The organism is Streptomyces longisporus (genome assembly GCF_039532765.1).
Taxonomy (GTDB): domain Bacteria; phylum Actinomycetota; class Actinomycetes; order Streptomycetales; family Streptomycetaceae; genus Streptomyces; species Streptomyces longisporus.
In genome coordinates, this window is sequence record NZ_BAAASG010000012.1 from 72,630 (window position 1) to 87,218 (window position 14,589).

18 protein-coding genes are annotated in these 14,589 nt (G+C 71.6%); 10 read left to right on the forward strand and 8 right to left on the reverse strand.

The window, feature by feature from the left end; translation table 11 throughout:
- Window positions 1-40 precede the first annotated feature (40 nt).
- Together ABD355_RS25985 and ABD355_RS25990 are read right to left on the reverse strand one after the other, a co-directional pair.
- Entirely contained in the window at window positions 41-451 is a 411-nt protein-coding gene (locus tag ABD355_RS25985) for a luciferase domain-containing protein (RefSeq protein WP_344403071.1), read from the reverse strand.
- A 71-nt stretch (window positions 452-522) separates the two neighbouring features.
- The gene (locus tag ABD355_RS25990; protein WP_344403072.1) at window positions 523-741 is read right to left on the reverse strand and encodes a GrpB family protein; all 219 of its coding nucleotides are present in this window, start codon (window positions 739-741) and stop codon (window positions 523-525) included.
- Window positions 742-957: 216 nt separating this feature from the next.
- Between ABD355_RS25990 and ABD355_RS25995 the strand changes: the two genes are divergently transcribed.
- Complete coding sequence (locus tag ABD355_RS25995; protein WP_344403073.1) at window positions 958-1,326, forward strand: DUF6479 family protein; 369 nt, start codon at window positions 958-960, stop codon at window positions 1,324-1,326.
- A 15-nt stretch (window positions 1,327-1,341) separates the two neighbouring features.
- Here the strand turns inward: ABD355_RS25995 and ABD355_RS26000 are convergent, their stop codons facing one another.
- Window positions 1,342-2,025: a DUF6445 family protein gene (locus ABD355_RS26000; protein ID WP_344403074.1), complete on the reverse strand. Its 684-nt coding sequence runs from the start codon at window positions 2,023-2,025 to the stop codon at window positions 1,342-1,344.
- A 245-nt stretch (window positions 2,026-2,270) separates the two neighbouring features.
- Between ABD355_RS26000 and ABD355_RS26005 the strand changes: the two genes are divergently transcribed.
- Window positions 2,271-3,005: a DUF4142 domain-containing protein gene (locus ABD355_RS26005; RefSeq protein ID WP_344403458.1), complete on the forward strand. Its 735-nt coding sequence runs from the start codon at window positions 2,271-2,273 to the stop codon at window positions 3,003-3,005.
- 252 nt (window positions 3,006-3,257) lie between these two features.
- Window positions 3,258-4,178: an LAETG motif-containing sortase-dependent surface protein gene (locus ABD355_RS26010; protein WP_344403459.1), complete on the forward strand. Its 921-nt coding sequence runs from the start codon at window positions 3,258-3,260 to the stop codon at window positions 4,176-4,178.
- Window positions 4,179-4,366: 188 nt separating this feature from the next.
- On the opposite strand, the gene ABD355_RS26015 is transcribed toward ABD355_RS26010, so the two are convergent.
- A complete protein-coding gene (locus tag ABD355_RS26015; RefSeq protein ID WP_344403075.1) occupies window positions 4,367-5,332 on the reverse strand; it encodes a nucleoside hydrolase in 966 nt (321 codons plus the stop codon).
- Between the two features lie 60 nt (window positions 5,333-5,392).
- On the reverse strand, window positions 5,393-6,613 hold the full coding sequence (gene thrS, locus ABD355_RS26020) for a threonine--tRNA ligase (RefSeq protein WP_344403076.1): 1,221 nt from the start codon (window positions 6,611-6,613) through the stop codon (window positions 5,393-5,395).
- A gap of 246 nt (window positions 6,614-6,859) precedes the next feature.
- Between thrS and ABD355_RS26025 the strand changes: the two genes are divergently transcribed.
- From ABD355_RS26025 to ABD355_RS26035, 3 genes are all read left to right on the forward strand, one after another.
- A complete protein-coding gene (locus ABD355_RS26025) occupies window positions 6,860-7,378 on the forward strand; it encodes an ArsR/SmtB family transcription factor (protein ID WP_344403077.1) in 519 nt (172 codons plus the stop codon).
- A gap of 30 nt (window positions 7,379-7,408) precedes the next feature.
- A complete protein-coding gene (locus tag ABD355_RS26030; RefSeq protein WP_344403078.1) occupies window positions 7,409-8,245 on the forward strand; it encodes a M23 family metallopeptidase in 837 nt (278 codons plus the stop codon).
- A gap of 87 nt (window positions 8,246-8,332) precedes the next feature.
- A complete protein-coding gene (locus ABD355_RS26035; protein ID WP_344403079.1) occupies window positions 8,333-9,142 on the forward strand; it encodes a hypothetical protein in 810 nt (269 codons plus the stop codon).
- A gap of 26 nt (window positions 9,143-9,168) precedes the next feature.
- Here ABD355_RS26035 and ABD355_RS26040 read toward each other — a convergent pair whose 3' ends face one another.
- The 3 genes from ABD355_RS26040 to ABD355_RS26050 form a co-directional block, all read right to left on the reverse strand.
- Entirely contained in the window at window positions 9,169-9,447 is a 279-nt protein-coding gene (locus tag ABD355_RS26040; RefSeq protein ID WP_344403080.1) for a ribosomal protein L7/L12, read from the reverse strand.
- Between the two features lie 47 nt (window positions 9,448-9,494).
- Window positions 9,495-10,202 carry a GAF and ANTAR domain-containing protein gene (locus tag ABD355_RS26045; RefSeq protein WP_344403082.1) on the reverse strand — a complete coding sequence of 236 codons (708 nt, stop codon included), beginning with the start codon at window positions 10,200-10,202 and terminating at the stop codon, window positions 9,495-9,497.
- A 119-nt stretch (window positions 10,203-10,321) separates the two neighbouring features.
- Window positions 10,322-11,668, reverse strand: a complete 1,347-nt coding sequence (locus ABD355_RS26050) for a helix-turn-helix domain-containing protein (protein WP_344403083.1) — start codon at window positions 11,666-11,668, stop codon at window positions 10,322-10,324.
- A gap of 108 nt (window positions 11,669-11,776) precedes the next feature.
- On the opposite strand from ABD355_RS26050, the gene ABD355_RS26055 reads away from it, so the two are divergent.
- From ABD355_RS26055 to ABD355_RS26070, 4 genes are all read left to right on the forward strand, one after another.
- Window positions 11,777-11,929: a hypothetical protein gene (locus ABD355_RS26055; RefSeq protein ID WP_344403084.1), complete on the forward strand. Its 153-nt coding sequence runs from the start codon at window positions 11,777-11,779 to the stop codon at window positions 11,927-11,929.
- A gap of 136 nt (window positions 11,930-12,065) precedes the next feature.
- On the forward strand, window positions 12,066-12,842 hold the full coding sequence (locus ABD355_RS26060; protein ID WP_344403086.1) for an NPP1 family protein: 777 nt from the start codon (window positions 12,066-12,068) through the stop codon (window positions 12,840-12,842).
- Between the two features lie 240 nt (window positions 12,843-13,082).
- The gene (locus ABD355_RS26065; RefSeq protein ID WP_344403088.1) at window positions 13,083-14,318 is read left to right on the forward strand and encodes an amidohydrolase; all 1,236 of its coding nucleotides are present in this window, start codon (window positions 13,083-13,085) and stop codon (window positions 14,316-14,318) included.
- A gap of 42 nt (window positions 14,319-14,360) precedes the next feature.
- The gene (locus ABD355_RS26070) at window positions 14,361-14,585 is read left to right on the forward strand and encodes a hypothetical protein (protein WP_344403089.1); all 225 of its coding nucleotides are present in this window, start codon (window positions 14,361-14,363) and stop codon (window positions 14,583-14,585) included.
- The last annotated feature ends 4 nt before the right edge of the window (window positions 14,586-14,589 follow it).

Consider the following 14,589-nt stretch of genomic DNA (forward strand, 5'->3'; position numbering starts at 1 on the left):
CCGGTGTTCGGAGGTCCGGTGCAGGGCCCTGCTCCCGGCTCTATCCGACCTCGTCGGCCTCGTCGTAGCCATCGGCCTCGTCGCGGGCGAGCACCGTCACGCGGTGGAAGTTGCACACGGCCGGCACCGGGTGCCCCGGGTGAGCGGAGTGGGCCTTGAGGGCGACGCTGACCAGGCTGAGCAGCAGGTCGACGTCGGTCTCGCAGTCGAGATGGACGGTGACCCAGCGGGAGCCCGGCACCAGGCGGATGGCGGTGGACTCCGCGAAGTCGTAGTGGAGCCGCTGGATCGCGCGGGTGGTGAGGTGCAGATCCACGTCCCGCTCGGAGTGGAAGTGCACGATCTCGTCCCGCACGGAACGCAGCGCACGGCCGGTGCCGCAGCCGGCCTCGCACGGGCTGAGATCGGGCCACGCGGCCAGCTGGTCCATGGCTCTCTGCGCCGGTGTCATGCGCCCATGGTGCGGCGCTCACCGCACGGACACCAGGGCTTGAGCGATCCGTAACCCGCGGGAGACCTACCTCACTTCGGTCCCTTTTCCCCGACGGCCTCCGGCGGCAGACCGCGTTCCGCTCGGGCCCGTCCGAGTGCGGCGCACCGAGCCGTCTCCTCGGGGTGGGCGCGCAGGTGGTCCCGCAGGACGCGCGGGTTGCGGGTGGGCCGGCTGTCCCGCGTCACCACGTGCAGGATGTGGCCACGGACGGCCGCCTCGGCACGGGCGTACAGGAGCCGGTCGGTCATTCCGTTGTCGTGGGGGAGGAAGCCGAGCGCGGCGAGCGCCGGCTCGTGGGGGCCGCCGTGCGGAGGGCGTCCGTTGCAGTGGATGCCTTGCGGGGCCAGTCGGGATCGTAGTCGACCACGCGCACCGAGGGCATCTATGCGCACCCCTGAAAGGCGCCTTGACCTGCAAAAACACCGAACACTCCCCAATCGCTCCCTTTCGGCGATAATGAGGGCATGAGTACTGCGACGTTTGTTGTTGCGGCCACGTCGAGTGAGGTACTCAACGTGATCGCCGCCTTTGTCGGTGGCCTGATCATCGCTGGCGCACTGATCTGGGCCGTGCAGTTCGGCATGAGGGTCCGGGACCGCGAACTGCCGCGGCCCAACCCGGACGAGCAGCCGCACCTCCCCGACGGCGGCCCCGTCTGGGAGATGCGCGAGATGCGGGAACCCGACGAGGTGCCGCACGCCGAGGGCAAGGAACGGCTCATGCCCTACGAGCTCCACCCATCCGGAACGAGGACAGGGAAGGACCAGCACCGCCGGCGCTGGCTGCCCGGCTCCAGCGGCTCCTTCGGCAGCGGCGGCATGGGGCGCGTCTGAGGCCCCGCACGTCCCCTACGCCATCCAGAAGAACACCGCCGTCATGCGCTTCTCCTCCAGGGTGCTGCCGGAGTAGCCCGTCGCGCTGTGCACCAGGTTGGCGTTGTAGAGAAGCAGACGGTTGTACTTGTGCGGGACCCGCACGTCCTCCTCGAAGTGGTCCCCCGGCACGAACCGTGTTCCGAGGGCCTCGACGAGGTTGTTGTGCGGGGCCTGCACGACGTTGCCGCCGAGTCGGCCGCCGGGCAGGGACTGCCGGTAGAAGGCGGTCCCGCAGTCCTTGGGTACACCGGGGTTGAGGTACAGCACCGCCGCATAGCGGCACAGCGCACGGGAGTCGGTGTGCGGGCGCGGCTCGCTCTCGCCCTCGCCGACGACCTGGATGCAGTTGTGGTTGAGGGTGCCGCCGCCGGGAGCCTCCTGCACCCACAGGTCCTTGGCACCGGTCGACTTCTTCACCAGGCGTTCCACGCGGGCGAGTTCGGCGGGCTCCAGGCCCGGCATGGTGCGCAGACCCGGCCAGGTCTCCGAGGTGTACGGGTAACCCTTGACCCAGTCGTCCTTGGCGAGGCAGCGCTCCCGTACGGCGTCCACGTCGGGCAGGACGTCGTCGATGACCCAGTAGTCGCGGCCCTTCGTGGGCTTGCGGTAGGGCAGGACGGGAAGGGCTGCCGGGGCTTTCCGGGGCTGTGGGGGCATGGGGCGAATTTAGGTCCGGTGTTCGCCTTGTCTCTCCCGTGAAATGGTCAACATTCCGTCAACCGGCCGGGGCCTGCGGGCCGTTACCTGCCTCACACCCGCCGGTTTTTACCAAACCAAAAGGTTCCGCGGCAGAACCCCATCCGTACTCCTCTCCGTCCGACCCCCGCCGTCCGTCGGCGGGAACCGCCGACCGGGCAGGAGGCACGGTGCGCTTTTCGCGGAATGCGACGGGAACTCTCTTCGTGGGCGGGGCCCTCAGTCTGACCCTGGCCGCGCTCGCCTATCCCGCGATGCTCGGAGTCAACACGGTGTCGAGCGACGGTTCGAGAGTCATCGCTCAGACCCAGTGGGGACCGCTGACGGAGGCCGACCGGGACTTCGTGGTCAAGGTGCGCGCGGCCGGACTGTGGGAGTACCCCGTGGGCCAGATGGGCCTGAAGAAGGGGCAGAGCAAGGCGGTGATCACCGCGAGCAAGCACCTCATCGACGGGCACGCCGCGCTGGACGCCAGCTGCCGCAAGATCAGCACGATGCTGAACATCACGATCCCCAACGTGGCCAGCCCCCAACAGGTCGGCTTCGTCAACACGCTCGCCGCGGACCAGGGCAAGCAGTTCGACACGGACTTCGCCAACATCCTGCGCGTGACCCACGGTTCGATCTTCAACACGATCGCGAAGATCCGCTCGACCACCAAGAACACCGTGGTGCGGGCCCTGGCCGACCAGGCCAACGCGACGGTCCTGGACCACATCACCGTCATGGAGCAGACCGGTCTGGTCAACTTCGACCAGGTCCTCTTCCAGGAGACGACCCCGCCGAAGCTGCCCGCCACGGACCTGACCCCGCCGCCCCCGGTCGCGGGCCAGCCGGAGGTCGTCCTCACCCCGCCGGTGGACAGCACCACCCAGCCGCCGGTCCTGCCGGGCGAGTCCTCGACCGGCCAGAACGCCGCCCCGAGCCCGACCGTGCGGTGAGATCCGGGCGGCTCCGCGGTACCGGAGCCGCCTGTTCCGTCTGTGGCGAAATTGTAATAGACGATTGAACTACCCGTCGGTTACCGCAGGTTGACAGCGTTCCGTCAAGAGATCCACGATGTGATCGCACCGGGGCGCAGATGACCACTGGGCCCGGTGTTCCTCAGACCATTCACCCCCGGTGCGGCCGGGCGCGGCGTGCTGCCCTGCGCCGCCGCGCCGGGGACTGCACACGCCAAGATCGGGATCTGCATGTCCATGGCCAGACGTGTCACCGCTCGCCGCCTGCTGGGAACGGGCGCCGCCTCGCTCGCCCTGTGCGCCGCCACCGTAGCCGCGGCCTCGGGCGCCTGGGCCACCGGCACACCCGGCGGTGACGGCTGGAAGCACGCCGACGGCTACCGGCCGGGCACGGGTGCCGGTACCAAGACGGAGACGGACCGCTGCCAGTTCTCGCTGGACGGCACCACCTTCTACGACTCGGTCAAGGTCGACGACCAGACCCTGAAGCCCACCGACGACGGCAAGGTCCACATCAAGGTCCGTACCGCGGGCGACGCGGCGACCTGCACGGCCTCCCTGGCCTCGTACCTCGCGCACGGCCCGTCCTTCGCCACCTCCGGCGAGCAGGTCTTCGTCGACTTCGACTCGGTGACGGTCAAGCAGGGCCAGACGGACTCCCTCGACATCGCGGTGCCGGACGCGGGCTGCTTCGCGCAGATCGACCTCTACCGGGGCGCCGTGAAGTTCGACGGCAAGCCGGACGCCAAGGACGGCTTCGAGCACGGCGACCTGCCCAAGGGCCCCGACCACCCGGTCATCAAGGACAAGCTGATCGCGTCCTGGAACGGCGGCACGAAGGACTGCACGAGCACCGAGTCGCAGCCGCCGTCCAGCCCGCCGGCCTCGACCCCGGCGTCCGGGCAGCCCTCCACGCCGGCCACGGAGAGCCCCACCCCGACCCCGAGCGCCTCCGAGTCGACGCCGAGCGCGACCGACACCCCGGTCGCCTCCGCGTCGACCACCGTGCCCGCGGCCGCCCCGAGCGGCGGCGGCCTCGCGGAGACCGGCGGCGGCAGCAACTCCGGCCTCATCGCCGGCGGCGCCGCGGCACTCCTGGCCGCCGGCGGAGCGATCGTCGTCGTGACCAGGCGCCGCCGTACGGCCCGATAGCCACCCCCGAGACGAACGCCCCGGAGACCCCCGCTCCGGGGCGTTCGTGCACCGCCGCGGCTGCGGGAGATCGTGCGGTCACGCGTCCGTCCTTCTCGCCCGCGGGCCGGCGGGCCGGTGCGGTGCAAAGCGACCGGCCACGACGACGCCGCAGCCGACAGACGACCCGTCGCGCTCCGAGCGGAGCGCTAACGCTCCACCGTCTCCAGATACAGCTTCACGAAACGGTCCACGTCCACGTCCAACGCCACGTCCACCAGCGGCTGTTCGCGGATGCCCTCGTGGATCTCCGACTCTCCGGGGCGGGGGCGGCGGTCGACGATCGTCTGGCCGCGGGTGGGACCCGGGGCGAGGGCGACCTCGACCGGGAGGAGACGGCTGGTGATGCCCGCGGGGTCGACGACCGTGCAGACCGCGCCCGCGTCGCCGAGGCCGCCCGCCTCCTCCGCCTCGGGGGCCTCACCCTGGTGCGCCGGACGGTGGGCGAGGAGTTCGCCGGCCAGCCGGGTGCCGGGCTCGGTGCTCGCGCGCAGCCGGTGCACATCGGCGCCGGGGACGACGACCTGCGTGAAGACGTCCAGGCCGTACATGGTGATCGGCACCCCGGCGGTGAGCAGGACGGCGGCCGCCTCCGGATCGTGCCAGACGTTGAACTCGGCGACCGCCGTGGCGTTCCCGGTGGCCACCGCGCCGCCCATGAACACGATCCGCTCGATGTTGCGGGTGACTTCGGGGTGGGTGCGCAGCAACAGGGCGATGTTCGTCAGGGGCGCGGTGGGGACGAGGGTGACCGGGCGCGGCGAGGCGAGGATCTCGCGGCGCAGCAGGGTCACGGCATCCACGTCGGCGGGGGTGCGGGAGGGCGCGGGCAGCCCGAGGTCACCCATGCCGTCCGAGCCGTGCACATGCCGTGCCGAGCGCGCCGGCTCGATCAGCGGGCGCTCGGCTCCGCGGCCGACGGGGATGTCGGGGGCGCCGGCCTGCTCCAGCACGGTGAGGGTGTTGCGGACGACGCCGTCCACGTCCGTGTTCCCGGCCACGCAGGTGACCGCGCGCAGGTCGATCCCCGGGTGGCGGACGGCGAACAGCAGGGCCAGGGCGTCGTCGACACCCGTGTCGCAGTCGATGATCACCGGAATGGGCTGACCGGTCACGGCCGGGCTCCTCTCACTACGACGACACACGTCTCTACGACACGGTCTACGACAGTGACCTTACGCAGCCGCCCACAGTTCGGCGCCGCGGGTGCCGACGCACGCCCCGATCCGTTCCAGCAGCCGTTCCACCGGTACGGCCCCCGGACGCCGTCCGTCCCGCAGCCGTAGGGCCGCCAGGTCGCCTTCGGCCTCCCGTTCGCCGATCACCGCCTGGTACGGCACCAGGCGCGCCGCCCGGATGCGGGCGCCGAGGCTGCCCTGCTCGGGCCCGGCGAACTCGGCGCGCAGCCCGCGTGCCACGGCCCGTCGTACGACGTCGTGCGCCTGGTTCTGCTGGGCGTCCGACACCGGCAGCACCACGAGCTGGACCGGTGCGACCCAGGCCGGGAAGGCCCCGCCGTGCTCCTCGATCATCTGCGCCACCGCCCGCTCCACGCTGCCGATGACGCTGCGGTGGACCATGACCGGCCGATGCTTGGCGCCGTCGGCGCCGATGTAGTGCAGATCGAAGCGTTCGGGCTGGTGGAAGTCGATCTGGACGGTGGAGAGGGTGGCCTCGCGGCCGGCGGAGTCGACGACCTGGACGTCGATCTTGGGCCCGTAGAAGGCGGCCTCGCCCTCCGCCGCCTCGTACGCGATTCCGGCACCCGCCAGCACCTCCTCCAGCAGCGCGGTGGCCCGTTTCCACAGCTCCGGGTCGGCGACGTACTTGCCGCCCTCCCCCGGCAGGGACAGCCGGTGGCGGGCCGCGCGGATGCCGAGGTCGGCGTAGGCGCGGCCGATCAGCTCCAGCGCCTTGCGGGCCTCGTCCACCGCCTGCTCCAGGGTGCAGAAGATGTGGGCGTCGTTGAGCTGGATGGACCGTACGCGGGTCAGGCCGCCGAGCACCCCGGACAGCTCGGAGCGGTACATGCCTCCCAACTCGGCGAGACGGAGCGGCAGTTCACGGTAGCTGTGCGACCGGGACCGGTAGATGAGGGCGTGGTGGGGACACAGGCTCGGCCGCATGACGACCTCCTCACCGCCCAGCTTCATCGGCGGGAACATGTCGTCGCTGTAATGGGACCAGTGCCCCGAGATCTCGTACAGCTCGCGCTTGCCGAGGACGGGCGAGTACACGTGCCGGTAGCCGGCCGCGCGTTCCTGGTCGCGGATGTACTCCTCCAGGGCGTGCCGTACGACCGCGCCGTCGGGCAGCCAGTACGGCAGCCCCGCGCCCATCAGCGGGTCGGTGTCGAACAGTTCCAGCTCACGGCCGAGCCGACGGTGGTCGTACATGGTCTCTCTCCTCGCGACGGGGGAGGGCGAGCGACCCACGACGAAGCCCCGGGGCACTCGCCCCGGGGCTTCGGACATCCAGTCCATGGATCAGCGCGCCGGGACACTCTCCGGCGTCGTCGTGAGGAACGACCGGTCGCGCTGCATGGGAGGACGGTAACGCGGGGGTGGGGGCTGCTGCGAGGGCTTTTTTCGAAGAGACGGCCGGTACTTGCAAGGAATTACGTAACTACGTAATCTCTAGCCATGGATCTGGAGCAGCGCGTCGCCGAACTGGAGCGCCGCCTGGCCGCGCTGGAGCAGGCGACCGGCCGACCGCCTTCCGCGCCCTCGCCGGCACGGGAGGCCGGTGAGGATCTGTGGGCCCTGCACGGCCTCAAGGACCAGCTCGCCGAACTGGGCGCCGACAACGGCGGGGTGCTGTTCACCGGCGCCGTCCGGACGCCGACCGGGAATCGCTACGAATGGCAGTACGGCCTGGTCACGGACACCGTGCTGGAGGCCGACTGGGCGGACGCGGCCGAGTCGTTCGCGGCGCTCGGCCAGCCCGTGCGGCTGCGGCTGCTGCGTGAGGTCCTCGGTGGCCGCTGCACCGCCGCCGAGCTCACCGAGCTCGACGGCACGGGCACCACCGGCCAGATCTACCACCACCTGCGGCAGCTGACCGCCGCCGGCTGGCTGCACACGGCCGCCCGCGGCCGCTACGAGGTGCCGGCCGACCGTGTCGTACCGCTGCTGGTGATGCTGACTGCCGCCGGGCGCTGACCCCGCCCGGCCGACTCTAGGGGGAATGAGATGCGCAGGTTCTTCAACTGGGCCGCCCGTACATGCCTGTTGGCCTACGTGGCGATGTTCGTCGCGGGCTTCTTCGTCGACGCCCTGTCCGGATGGACGTGGATCCCGCTCTGCCTGTGGCTGCTGATCGGATTCGGTGTGAACCGCCGGGCGGCCGGTGTGCGGGAACAGCCCGTGACGACCGGCTGCGACACCGAAGCCGTGGAGATCGCGGTGCCGGTCACCGGCCGCTGGCGGGCGCTGAACAGTCCGGCGAGCAAGGTCCCCAGCCATGGCACCCGGGCCTACGGGCAGACTTACGCCATCGACATCGTGGCGGAGCCGGCCGAGGGTGCCCGGCCCGGGTTCGGCTGGTGGCCCCTGGCCCGCCGCAGTGCGGACTTCCCGGCCTTCGGCGCGGAGCTGCTCGCCGTCGGCGACGCGACCGTCGTGCGCGCCGACGACCGGCAGCGCGACCACCTGAGCCGTACCTCGTGGCCCGCGGTTCTCTACTTCTTCGTCGTCGAGGGCATCGTCCGTTCGCTCGGCGGTGCCCGCCGCGTGATCGGCAACCATGTCGTCCTCGATCTGGGCGACGGTACGTATGCGCTCTACGCCCATCTGCAGCGTGGTTCGCTCGCCGTCCGCCCGGGTGACCGGGTGCGCACGGGGCAGCTGCTCGGCCGGTGCGGCAACTCGGGCAACAGCACCGAACCGCATGTCCACTTCCAGCTCATGGACAGCGCCGACCCCGACATCGCGCACGGCACTCCCTTCACCTGGCGGGGCGTCGGCGTCCCGTGCAACGGCAGGACGTTCGAGGCGGGGGTGACGGCGGTGGCGGCCCCCGCTGCGTAACCCGGACGGCCCCGCGCGCTGGTGGGGTGTCCTGGGCGGTGGTCCCTTGGAGAGGTAACCGATCTTGAGGTGGCCAGGAGGCGTCCGATGACCCGCACCCCGTCCCGTGTCCTCGTCGCCGCCGTGATGTCCGCGGGTGCGCTGGTGAGCGTGAGTGCGTGCGGTCTCATCGTGGGTGTGGGCCCGGAGCCGGGGGCGAAGGAGAAGGAGAAGCCGCCCGCGGCTTCGCACAGCGCCGCGCACAGTGCGAAGCCGTCCCCCACGGCCCCCGCCGCGCCGCCGCCCCTCACCGAGGCGCAGGCCCAGGCCGCGCTGGTGACCCAGACGGATGTGGGCGCGCCGTGGGCGCCCACGCAGGGGGCCGCGACCTGGCGGGACGGGGTGCTCAAGAGCCACGCCGACGTGCCCGAGTGCCGCAAGCTCCTCGAGGCGCTGTACACGGACGACCTGTTCGGTGCGGACGCCACCGGGACGCGGGCGGTGGTCGGGCTCGACGACGCCATGGACCAGACGCAGCTGCGGTACCAGGTGCTGTCGCTGAAGCCCGCCGCCGTGGCCAGGACGCTGGCCTGGATGCGGACCTTGCCGAAGACGTGCGCCAAGTTCACGGCGGTGACCGAGCGCGGCACGCTCCAGAACGTCCGGGTCGACGAGGCCGTACTGCCGGTGGTCGGCGACGACCGGCAGGGGCTGCGGATCACGTTCACCAGTGCGACGGCGACCGGCGAGCAGACCCTGCTCACCCTCGACGTCGCCGTGGTCCGCGTCGGCGAGGACACGATCGCGCTCTCCCACGGCGGGACCGGCGACGTGTCCGCCGACACCACGAAGGCCTTCGTACAGGTGGGTGCGCAGCGGCTGGCCGATGTCAGGAAGCAGCCACGCCTGCGCGTCTGAGGCGGGGGCCGACCGCCGACCGAGGTCTAACCGAGCTTGTCCACGGCGTCCTTGGCCTCCTTCAGGCCCGCCCCGGTCGCCTCCCGGTACACCTTGATCGCCTGGATCTTCTTGCCCTCCCGCAGCAGCGCGTTCACCTCGTCCGACCACGGCTCGGGCTCGGTGAGTCCCAAGTGAGCGAGGACCAGGTCGAGTTTGTGCTCGATACGGGCCGCTCGTCTGTCCGCACGGGAGATCCGGTTCTCGACGCTGCCGATACCGAAGAGCGCCAGCAGGGTGAGCAGGGAGATACCCAGTATGTCCATGCCGTGATCATAGGGACCCCCTGATCCGGTGCCCGGTCGCGCGGCGCTCAGTCGCCGTCCAGTCGCTCCCGGTGCGCGATGACGTCGTGCGCCACCTCGAGGGCGGTGCGGCCCTGCGCGAAGGCGCGGGCACGCAGCCGGGCCGAGGCCTCCTCGGCGTCGACGCCGAGCTGTGCCATGACCATGCCGATGGCCTGGTAGACCTCGTCGTGCTCGGTGGCCAGACCGGCCAGCCAGGCCTCCTCGCCGCCGCTGCCGCTCTCCTCCCGCGGCAGGGTGGTGAGGGCCAGCGTCATGACGGCGGCCACGAGCTGTGCACGGCGCAGCTCGTCCTCGGTCAGGCCGCCCGGGGTGTCGCGGTAGAGGTCGAGCGTGCCCACGGTCAGGCCGTCGTCGCTGCCCAGCGGCATCGAGTACACGGCCCGGACACCGACGGCCGCCGCCTGGCGTGCGAACACCGGCCAGCGGTGCAGGTCCCGGCCGGCGGTCAGGTCGCAGGCGAGCACGGGGGTGCCGTCCCGGTAGGCGTGCAGCCACGGGCCGTCACCGAGGGTGGTCTGGGCCTCCGCGAGAAACGAGGCCAGGGAGTTGCTCGCGGCGAGCCGGATGGGCATTCCGCTGCCGCGCAGCGACACGCTCGCGCCGACGACCGGCAGCAGCTTCACCGCCGCCGCGCACAACCGGGCAGGTGTCTCCCCGGGCTTGGCATCGCGCACCACCTCGGCGATCACGTCGACGGCCCTTACTGCGTCCACGGCCATCGCCTCCTCCGATCGCAGCGGGGCCTGCATCTGGGAGCGCTGCCCGACTACCCCTGCCCCCGGGTGCGAAACGCCGTCGGCCCGCCGACCAGGCAAGGTACCCCTGGCCGGGGTCACAGGGGAGGCTGTGCGGGTGCGGGTCCGAGGGTGGTGGTGCCGGGGGCCGTACGGTGGCCGAGGCCCGTGCGATAGGCGTCCAGGGCCGCCTCCACCCGGCCGGTACGGCGCAGCAGATCGCCGAGCAGCCGGCACAGGTCGGCCAGGTCACCGGCCGCGCCCGCCCGCTCCAGCATGCTCAGGGCGCGGACGTAGTGCTCCTCGGCGGCCTCCGTGTCGCAGGCGTCCTCGGCGATGATGCCCAGCAGCCGGTGGGCCGCGGCCGAGTGCAGGGCACCGCGCTCGGGACCGAGGGCGTCGCTGAGCAGGTTCTGCAGCAGGGCCGCGGCCTCGTCGGACTTGCCGCGCCGGTGCAGTACGTCGGCGAGCTCGACGGCGACCTGACTGCTGTAGAGGGCGGCGCGCCCCGCGGAGAGCATGTCGAGGGCCTGCCTCAACTCGCCCTCCGCGCAGTCGAGTTCGCCGTTCTGGGCGTACACGTAGCCGCGCATCCAGTGGCAGTTGGCGAGTTCGGTGCGGATCTGGAGGGTGCGGTACAGCTCGGCGGCCTTGGCGAGGGAGGCGTCGGCCTCGGTGATACGGCCCTCGGCGAGCAGGGTGCGGGCCACCGAGCGGTGCATACGGGCGACGAGCGCGGGGTCCCCCGACTGCGGGGCGAGGGCGAGCGCGAACTCGGCGGCCTGGGCGGCGCGGGCCTGGGCGCCCATGTCCATGTAGGGGCCGATGACACTGGCGTAGAGGAGGAGCAGCGCGTCCGGGTCGTGCAGGCCGCTGCGGTTGAGCTCGTCGAGGGCGGACTCCAGCAGGTAGACGGCGTAACGGAGTTCACCGGCCAGGTAGTGGGAGACGGCCCGACCGCGCAGGGCGGGTACCCGGGCAGGCAGCGGTACGTCGGCGAGTGCGCGCTCGGAGCGCTCGAAGTACTGCCGGGCGGCCTCCAGCTCTCCGGTGTCCAGCGCGCATTCGCCGAGCCCGAGCAGGGCGACCGCCTGGACGTCGACGAGTTCGTGGCGCTCGGCCTCGGCGAGCAGCACGGCGTACTGCTCGGCCGCCTGCTCGGCCTCGCCGCCCGCGAGCGTGCGCTGTGCCTCGGTCAGCCTGAGGCGCAGATCGGTGGCGAGGCGGGCCGGACGTCCGGTGACCAGCTCGTCGTAGGCGATGCCGAGGCGCTCGGCGATGTGCCTGAGCGCCTCGGCGGAGGGGCGGACCCGGCCGGCCTCCAGGGTGGAGATGTAGGCGGGGGTGTAGGCGGGCTCCGCCAACTGCCGCTGCGTGAGCCCGCGTTCGGACCGCAACTGCTGGACTCTGCGACCGATGGTCACCGGATCATCACGGTCCGACACGACAACTCCCCCTGAACCTCTTGCCGTTGGCCCCCGTCGACCCCTACGTTAAACGGCGTCTTAAGCGCGTTTAATACAACACTGTTGAGACGCTGTTGAGAGGTTGCCGTGCTCCGACACATCTCCGAGCGTTACGCCCGAGGGTTCGGCGCAGCCCTCGTCGCGGTGGCCGCCCTGGTCCTGGCAGCCAACGCGGGCCCGGCCAAGGCGGCCGACACGAGTCCGGCCGGCCAGGTGCAGCAGGTTCACCACCGGGGCTAGCGGTCAGCACTCAGTTCGGGGAAAAGCCGCCTCGAGTTTGACGGAAAGCCCTTCCATCGAACTCTCGACCTGCACCAGTCTTCGTCCCGCCCGGATGTCATGTCCGGTACCAATGGACCGTCGACTGGAGCCCCCCATGCCCCCAGCAGTCAGCAGCGCCAGGTCCCACCGCCTCGCCAGGGCCGCCGCCGTCGCCGGCAGCGCCACCGTCCTCGCCCTCGCTCTGCCGGGCAGCGCCTTTGCGGGTGTGCTGCAGAACCTGCCGGAGAACGCGACCTCGTTCGAGAAGAACTTCGAGCCGGTCTACGACTACGACACGGACAGCTGCTACCCCGCCGCCGCGATCGACCCGAGCGGCAATCTCAACGGCGGTCTGAAGCCGACCGGCCCGATCACCGGCGAGTGCCGCTCCGGCCACCTCGGGCACGCGAACACCTACTCGCGGTCCAAGTGCAACAACGGCTGGTGCGGGATCATCTACGCCAGCTACTTCGAGAAGGACGAGGCCTCCCCGGGCACAGGCCACCGCCACGACTGGGAGTGCATGGTCGTCTGGGTCCAGGACGGCGCGTCCACCCCGGCGTATCTGTCCGCCTCCCGGCACGGCGGCTTCAGCACCCACCCGATCGCCGACGTCCCGATGAGCGGGCAGCGCGTCGAGGCCGTCTACCACAAGGACGGCGTGTCCACCCACGCCTTCCGCTTCGCCAAGTGGGGCGAGACGCCGGAGAACGACACCGGCGCCTGGCACCAGGAGAACCTGCTCAGCTGGTCCACCCTGGCGCCCGGCCTGCGGGACACGCTGAACGCCTCCGACTGGGGCAGCGCGAACTTCCCGCTCCAGGACTCCAAGTTCGCCGACCACCTGAACAAGGCCAGGCCGAGCGGCATCCCCTTCGACCCGTACGCCTGACCGGCACCCGTACGCCTGACCGGCACCCGGCCGGCAGACGACGGGCCCGCGGAATTGATTGGCCCCATGAACAGGGGTGCCTATCAACTCCCCGCCTGCCAGGCTCTTCACCGGGAACCCCCCAACGCGGCCGCCGACGCACACTCCCCCCTTCGCGTCGGCGGCCGCACTGCGTGCCCGGGCCGTCGCGATATGGGGCACCCAGCCCCGCCGGGGCCCGGCGCCGCCTACGCTGCCCCCATGCCGTCTCCCGCCGCCCGCACCGCGCTGGACCTCACCGCCGATCTCCCGGTCTCCGACCTGGAAGACTTCTACCGGGATCTGCACCGCCACCCCGAGCTGTCGCTCCAGGAGCGCCGCACGGCCGCCAAGCTGGCCGAGCGGCTCACCAAGGCGGGTTACGAGACCACCGAGGGCATCGGCGGCACCGGAGTCGCAGGCGTCCTGCGCAACGGCGAGGGCCCGACGGTCCTGCTGCGCGCCGACATGGACGCGCTGCCGGTGCACGAGGAGACGGGCCTGCCGTACGCCTCCGCCACACCCGGTGTGATGCACGCCTGCGGCCACGACCTGCACGTGACCTGGCTGGCGGGCGCGGCAGCGGCGCTGGCTGCCGGGCGCGACGCCTGGTCCGGCACCCTGCTGGTGGTGGGCCAGCCCGCCGAGGAGACCGGCCAGGGCGCCCAGGGGATGATCGCGGACGGCCTGTACGAACGCTTCCCGCGCCCGGACGTCCTGCTCGGCCAGCACGCGGCGCCCGGCCCCGTCGGCTTCTACGCCCACTCACCCGGCCTGATCATGTCGGCGTCGACGGACATCGACATCGTCCTGCACGGCCGCGGCGGGCACGGCTCCCGCCCCGAGACGACCGTGGACCCCGTCGTCACCGCCGCCTACCTCGTCACCCGCCTCCAGACGGTCGTCTCCCGGGAGATCGCCGCCCGCGAGTCCGCCGTGCTGACCGTCGGCCGGATCGAGGGCGGCACCCGGCACAACATCATCCCGTCCGAGGCGCGCATCGCCCTGAACCTGCGCACCCAGTCCGACGAGGTGCGCGAGCGGATGATCGCCGCGATCCGGCGCATCACGGCGGGCGAGGCCCTGGCCGCCGGCTGCCCGCGGGAGCCGGAGGTCACGGTCGGCGCGGCCTTCCCGGTGACCACGAACGACGCCGACACGGACCGGCGGATCGCCGCCGTGCACGAGGAGGTGCTCGGGGCCGGGACGGTGCTGGACTTCGGCCCGGTGATGGGCAGCGAGGACTTCCCGCACCTGGCGCACGGCGGGATCCCGTACTCCTACTGGTTCGTCACGACCACACCGGCCGACGTGTGGGACGCGGCGCCCGGCACCGACCTCATGGAGAAGTTCCTGGCGGTCCCGAGCAACCACAGCCCGCACTTCGCACCGGACCTGTCGACGGTCACACCGGGCGTACGGACGCTGGTGTCGGGGGCGCTCGCGTATCTCGCGTAGCTCGCGTGTCTCACGTGGTGATCGCGCTCCTACACTCACCGCGTGAACAACTACAAGTGCACCTATTGCGGCACCCTCGGCCTGGTGGACGGCTTCGTCGAGGACGAAGGCCAGGGCGCGCGCGGGTACGCGCGCTGGATCGAGGGCGCGTTGCAGCTGGGGCCCTTCGGGGGCGCCAGGCGGATGGGCCGGCCCCGGCGGCAGATAGAGGCGTACCGCTGCCCCCAGTGCGGGCACCTGGAGCTGTTCGCCACCGCCGAGATGTAGGGCC

Bases quoted from the DNA above. Each gene is read 5' to 3' on its own strand.
- ABD355_RS26000 (WP_344403074.1), bottom strand. From the start codon at position 2,025: ATGCCCCCACAGCCCCGGAAAGCCCCGGCAGCCCTTCCCGTCCTGCCC.
- thrS (WP_344403076.1), bottom strand. From the start codon at position 6,613: ATGTACGACCACCGTCGGCTCGGCCGTGAGCTGGAACTGTTCGACACC.
- ABD355_RS26025 (WP_344403077.1), top strand. From the start codon at position 6,860: ATGGATCTGGAGCAGCGCGTCGCCGAACTGGAGCGCCGCCTGGCCGCG.
- ABD355_RS25990 (WP_344403072.1), bottom strand. From the start codon at position 741: ATGACCGACCGGCTCCTGTACGCCCGTGCCGAGGCGGCCGTCCGTGGC.
- ABD355_RS25985 (WP_344403071.1), bottom strand. From the start codon at position 451: ATGACACCGGCGCAGAGAGCCATGGACCAGCTGGCCGCGTGGCCCGAT.
- ABD355_RS25995 (WP_344403073.1), top strand. From the start codon at position 958: ATGAGTACTGCGACGTTTGTTGTTGCGGCCACGTCGAGTGAGGTACTC.
- ABD355_RS26030 (WP_344403078.1), top strand. From the start codon at position 7,409: ATGCGCAGGTTCTTCAACTGGGCCGCCCGTACATGCCTGTTGGCCTAC.
- ABD355_RS26035 (WP_344403079.1), top strand. From the start codon at position 8,333: ATGACCCGCACCCCGTCCCGTGTCCTCGTCGCCGCCGTGATGTCCGCG.
- ABD355_RS26040 (WP_344403080.1), bottom strand. From the start codon at position 9,447: ATGGACATACTGGGTATCTCCCTGCTCACCCTGCTGGCGCTCTTCGGT.
- ABD355_RS26060 (WP_344403086.1), top strand. From the start codon at position 12,066: ATGCCCCCAGCAGTCAGCAGCGCCAGGTCCCACCGCCTCGCCAGGGCC.
- ABD355_RS26065 (WP_344403088.1), top strand. From the start codon at position 13,083: ATGCCGTCTCCCGCCGCCCGCACCGCGCTGGACCTCACCGCCGATCTC.
- ABD355_RS26010 (WP_344403459.1), top strand. From the start codon at position 3,258: ATGTCCATGGCCAGACGTGTCACCGCTCGCCGCCTGCTGGGAACGGGC.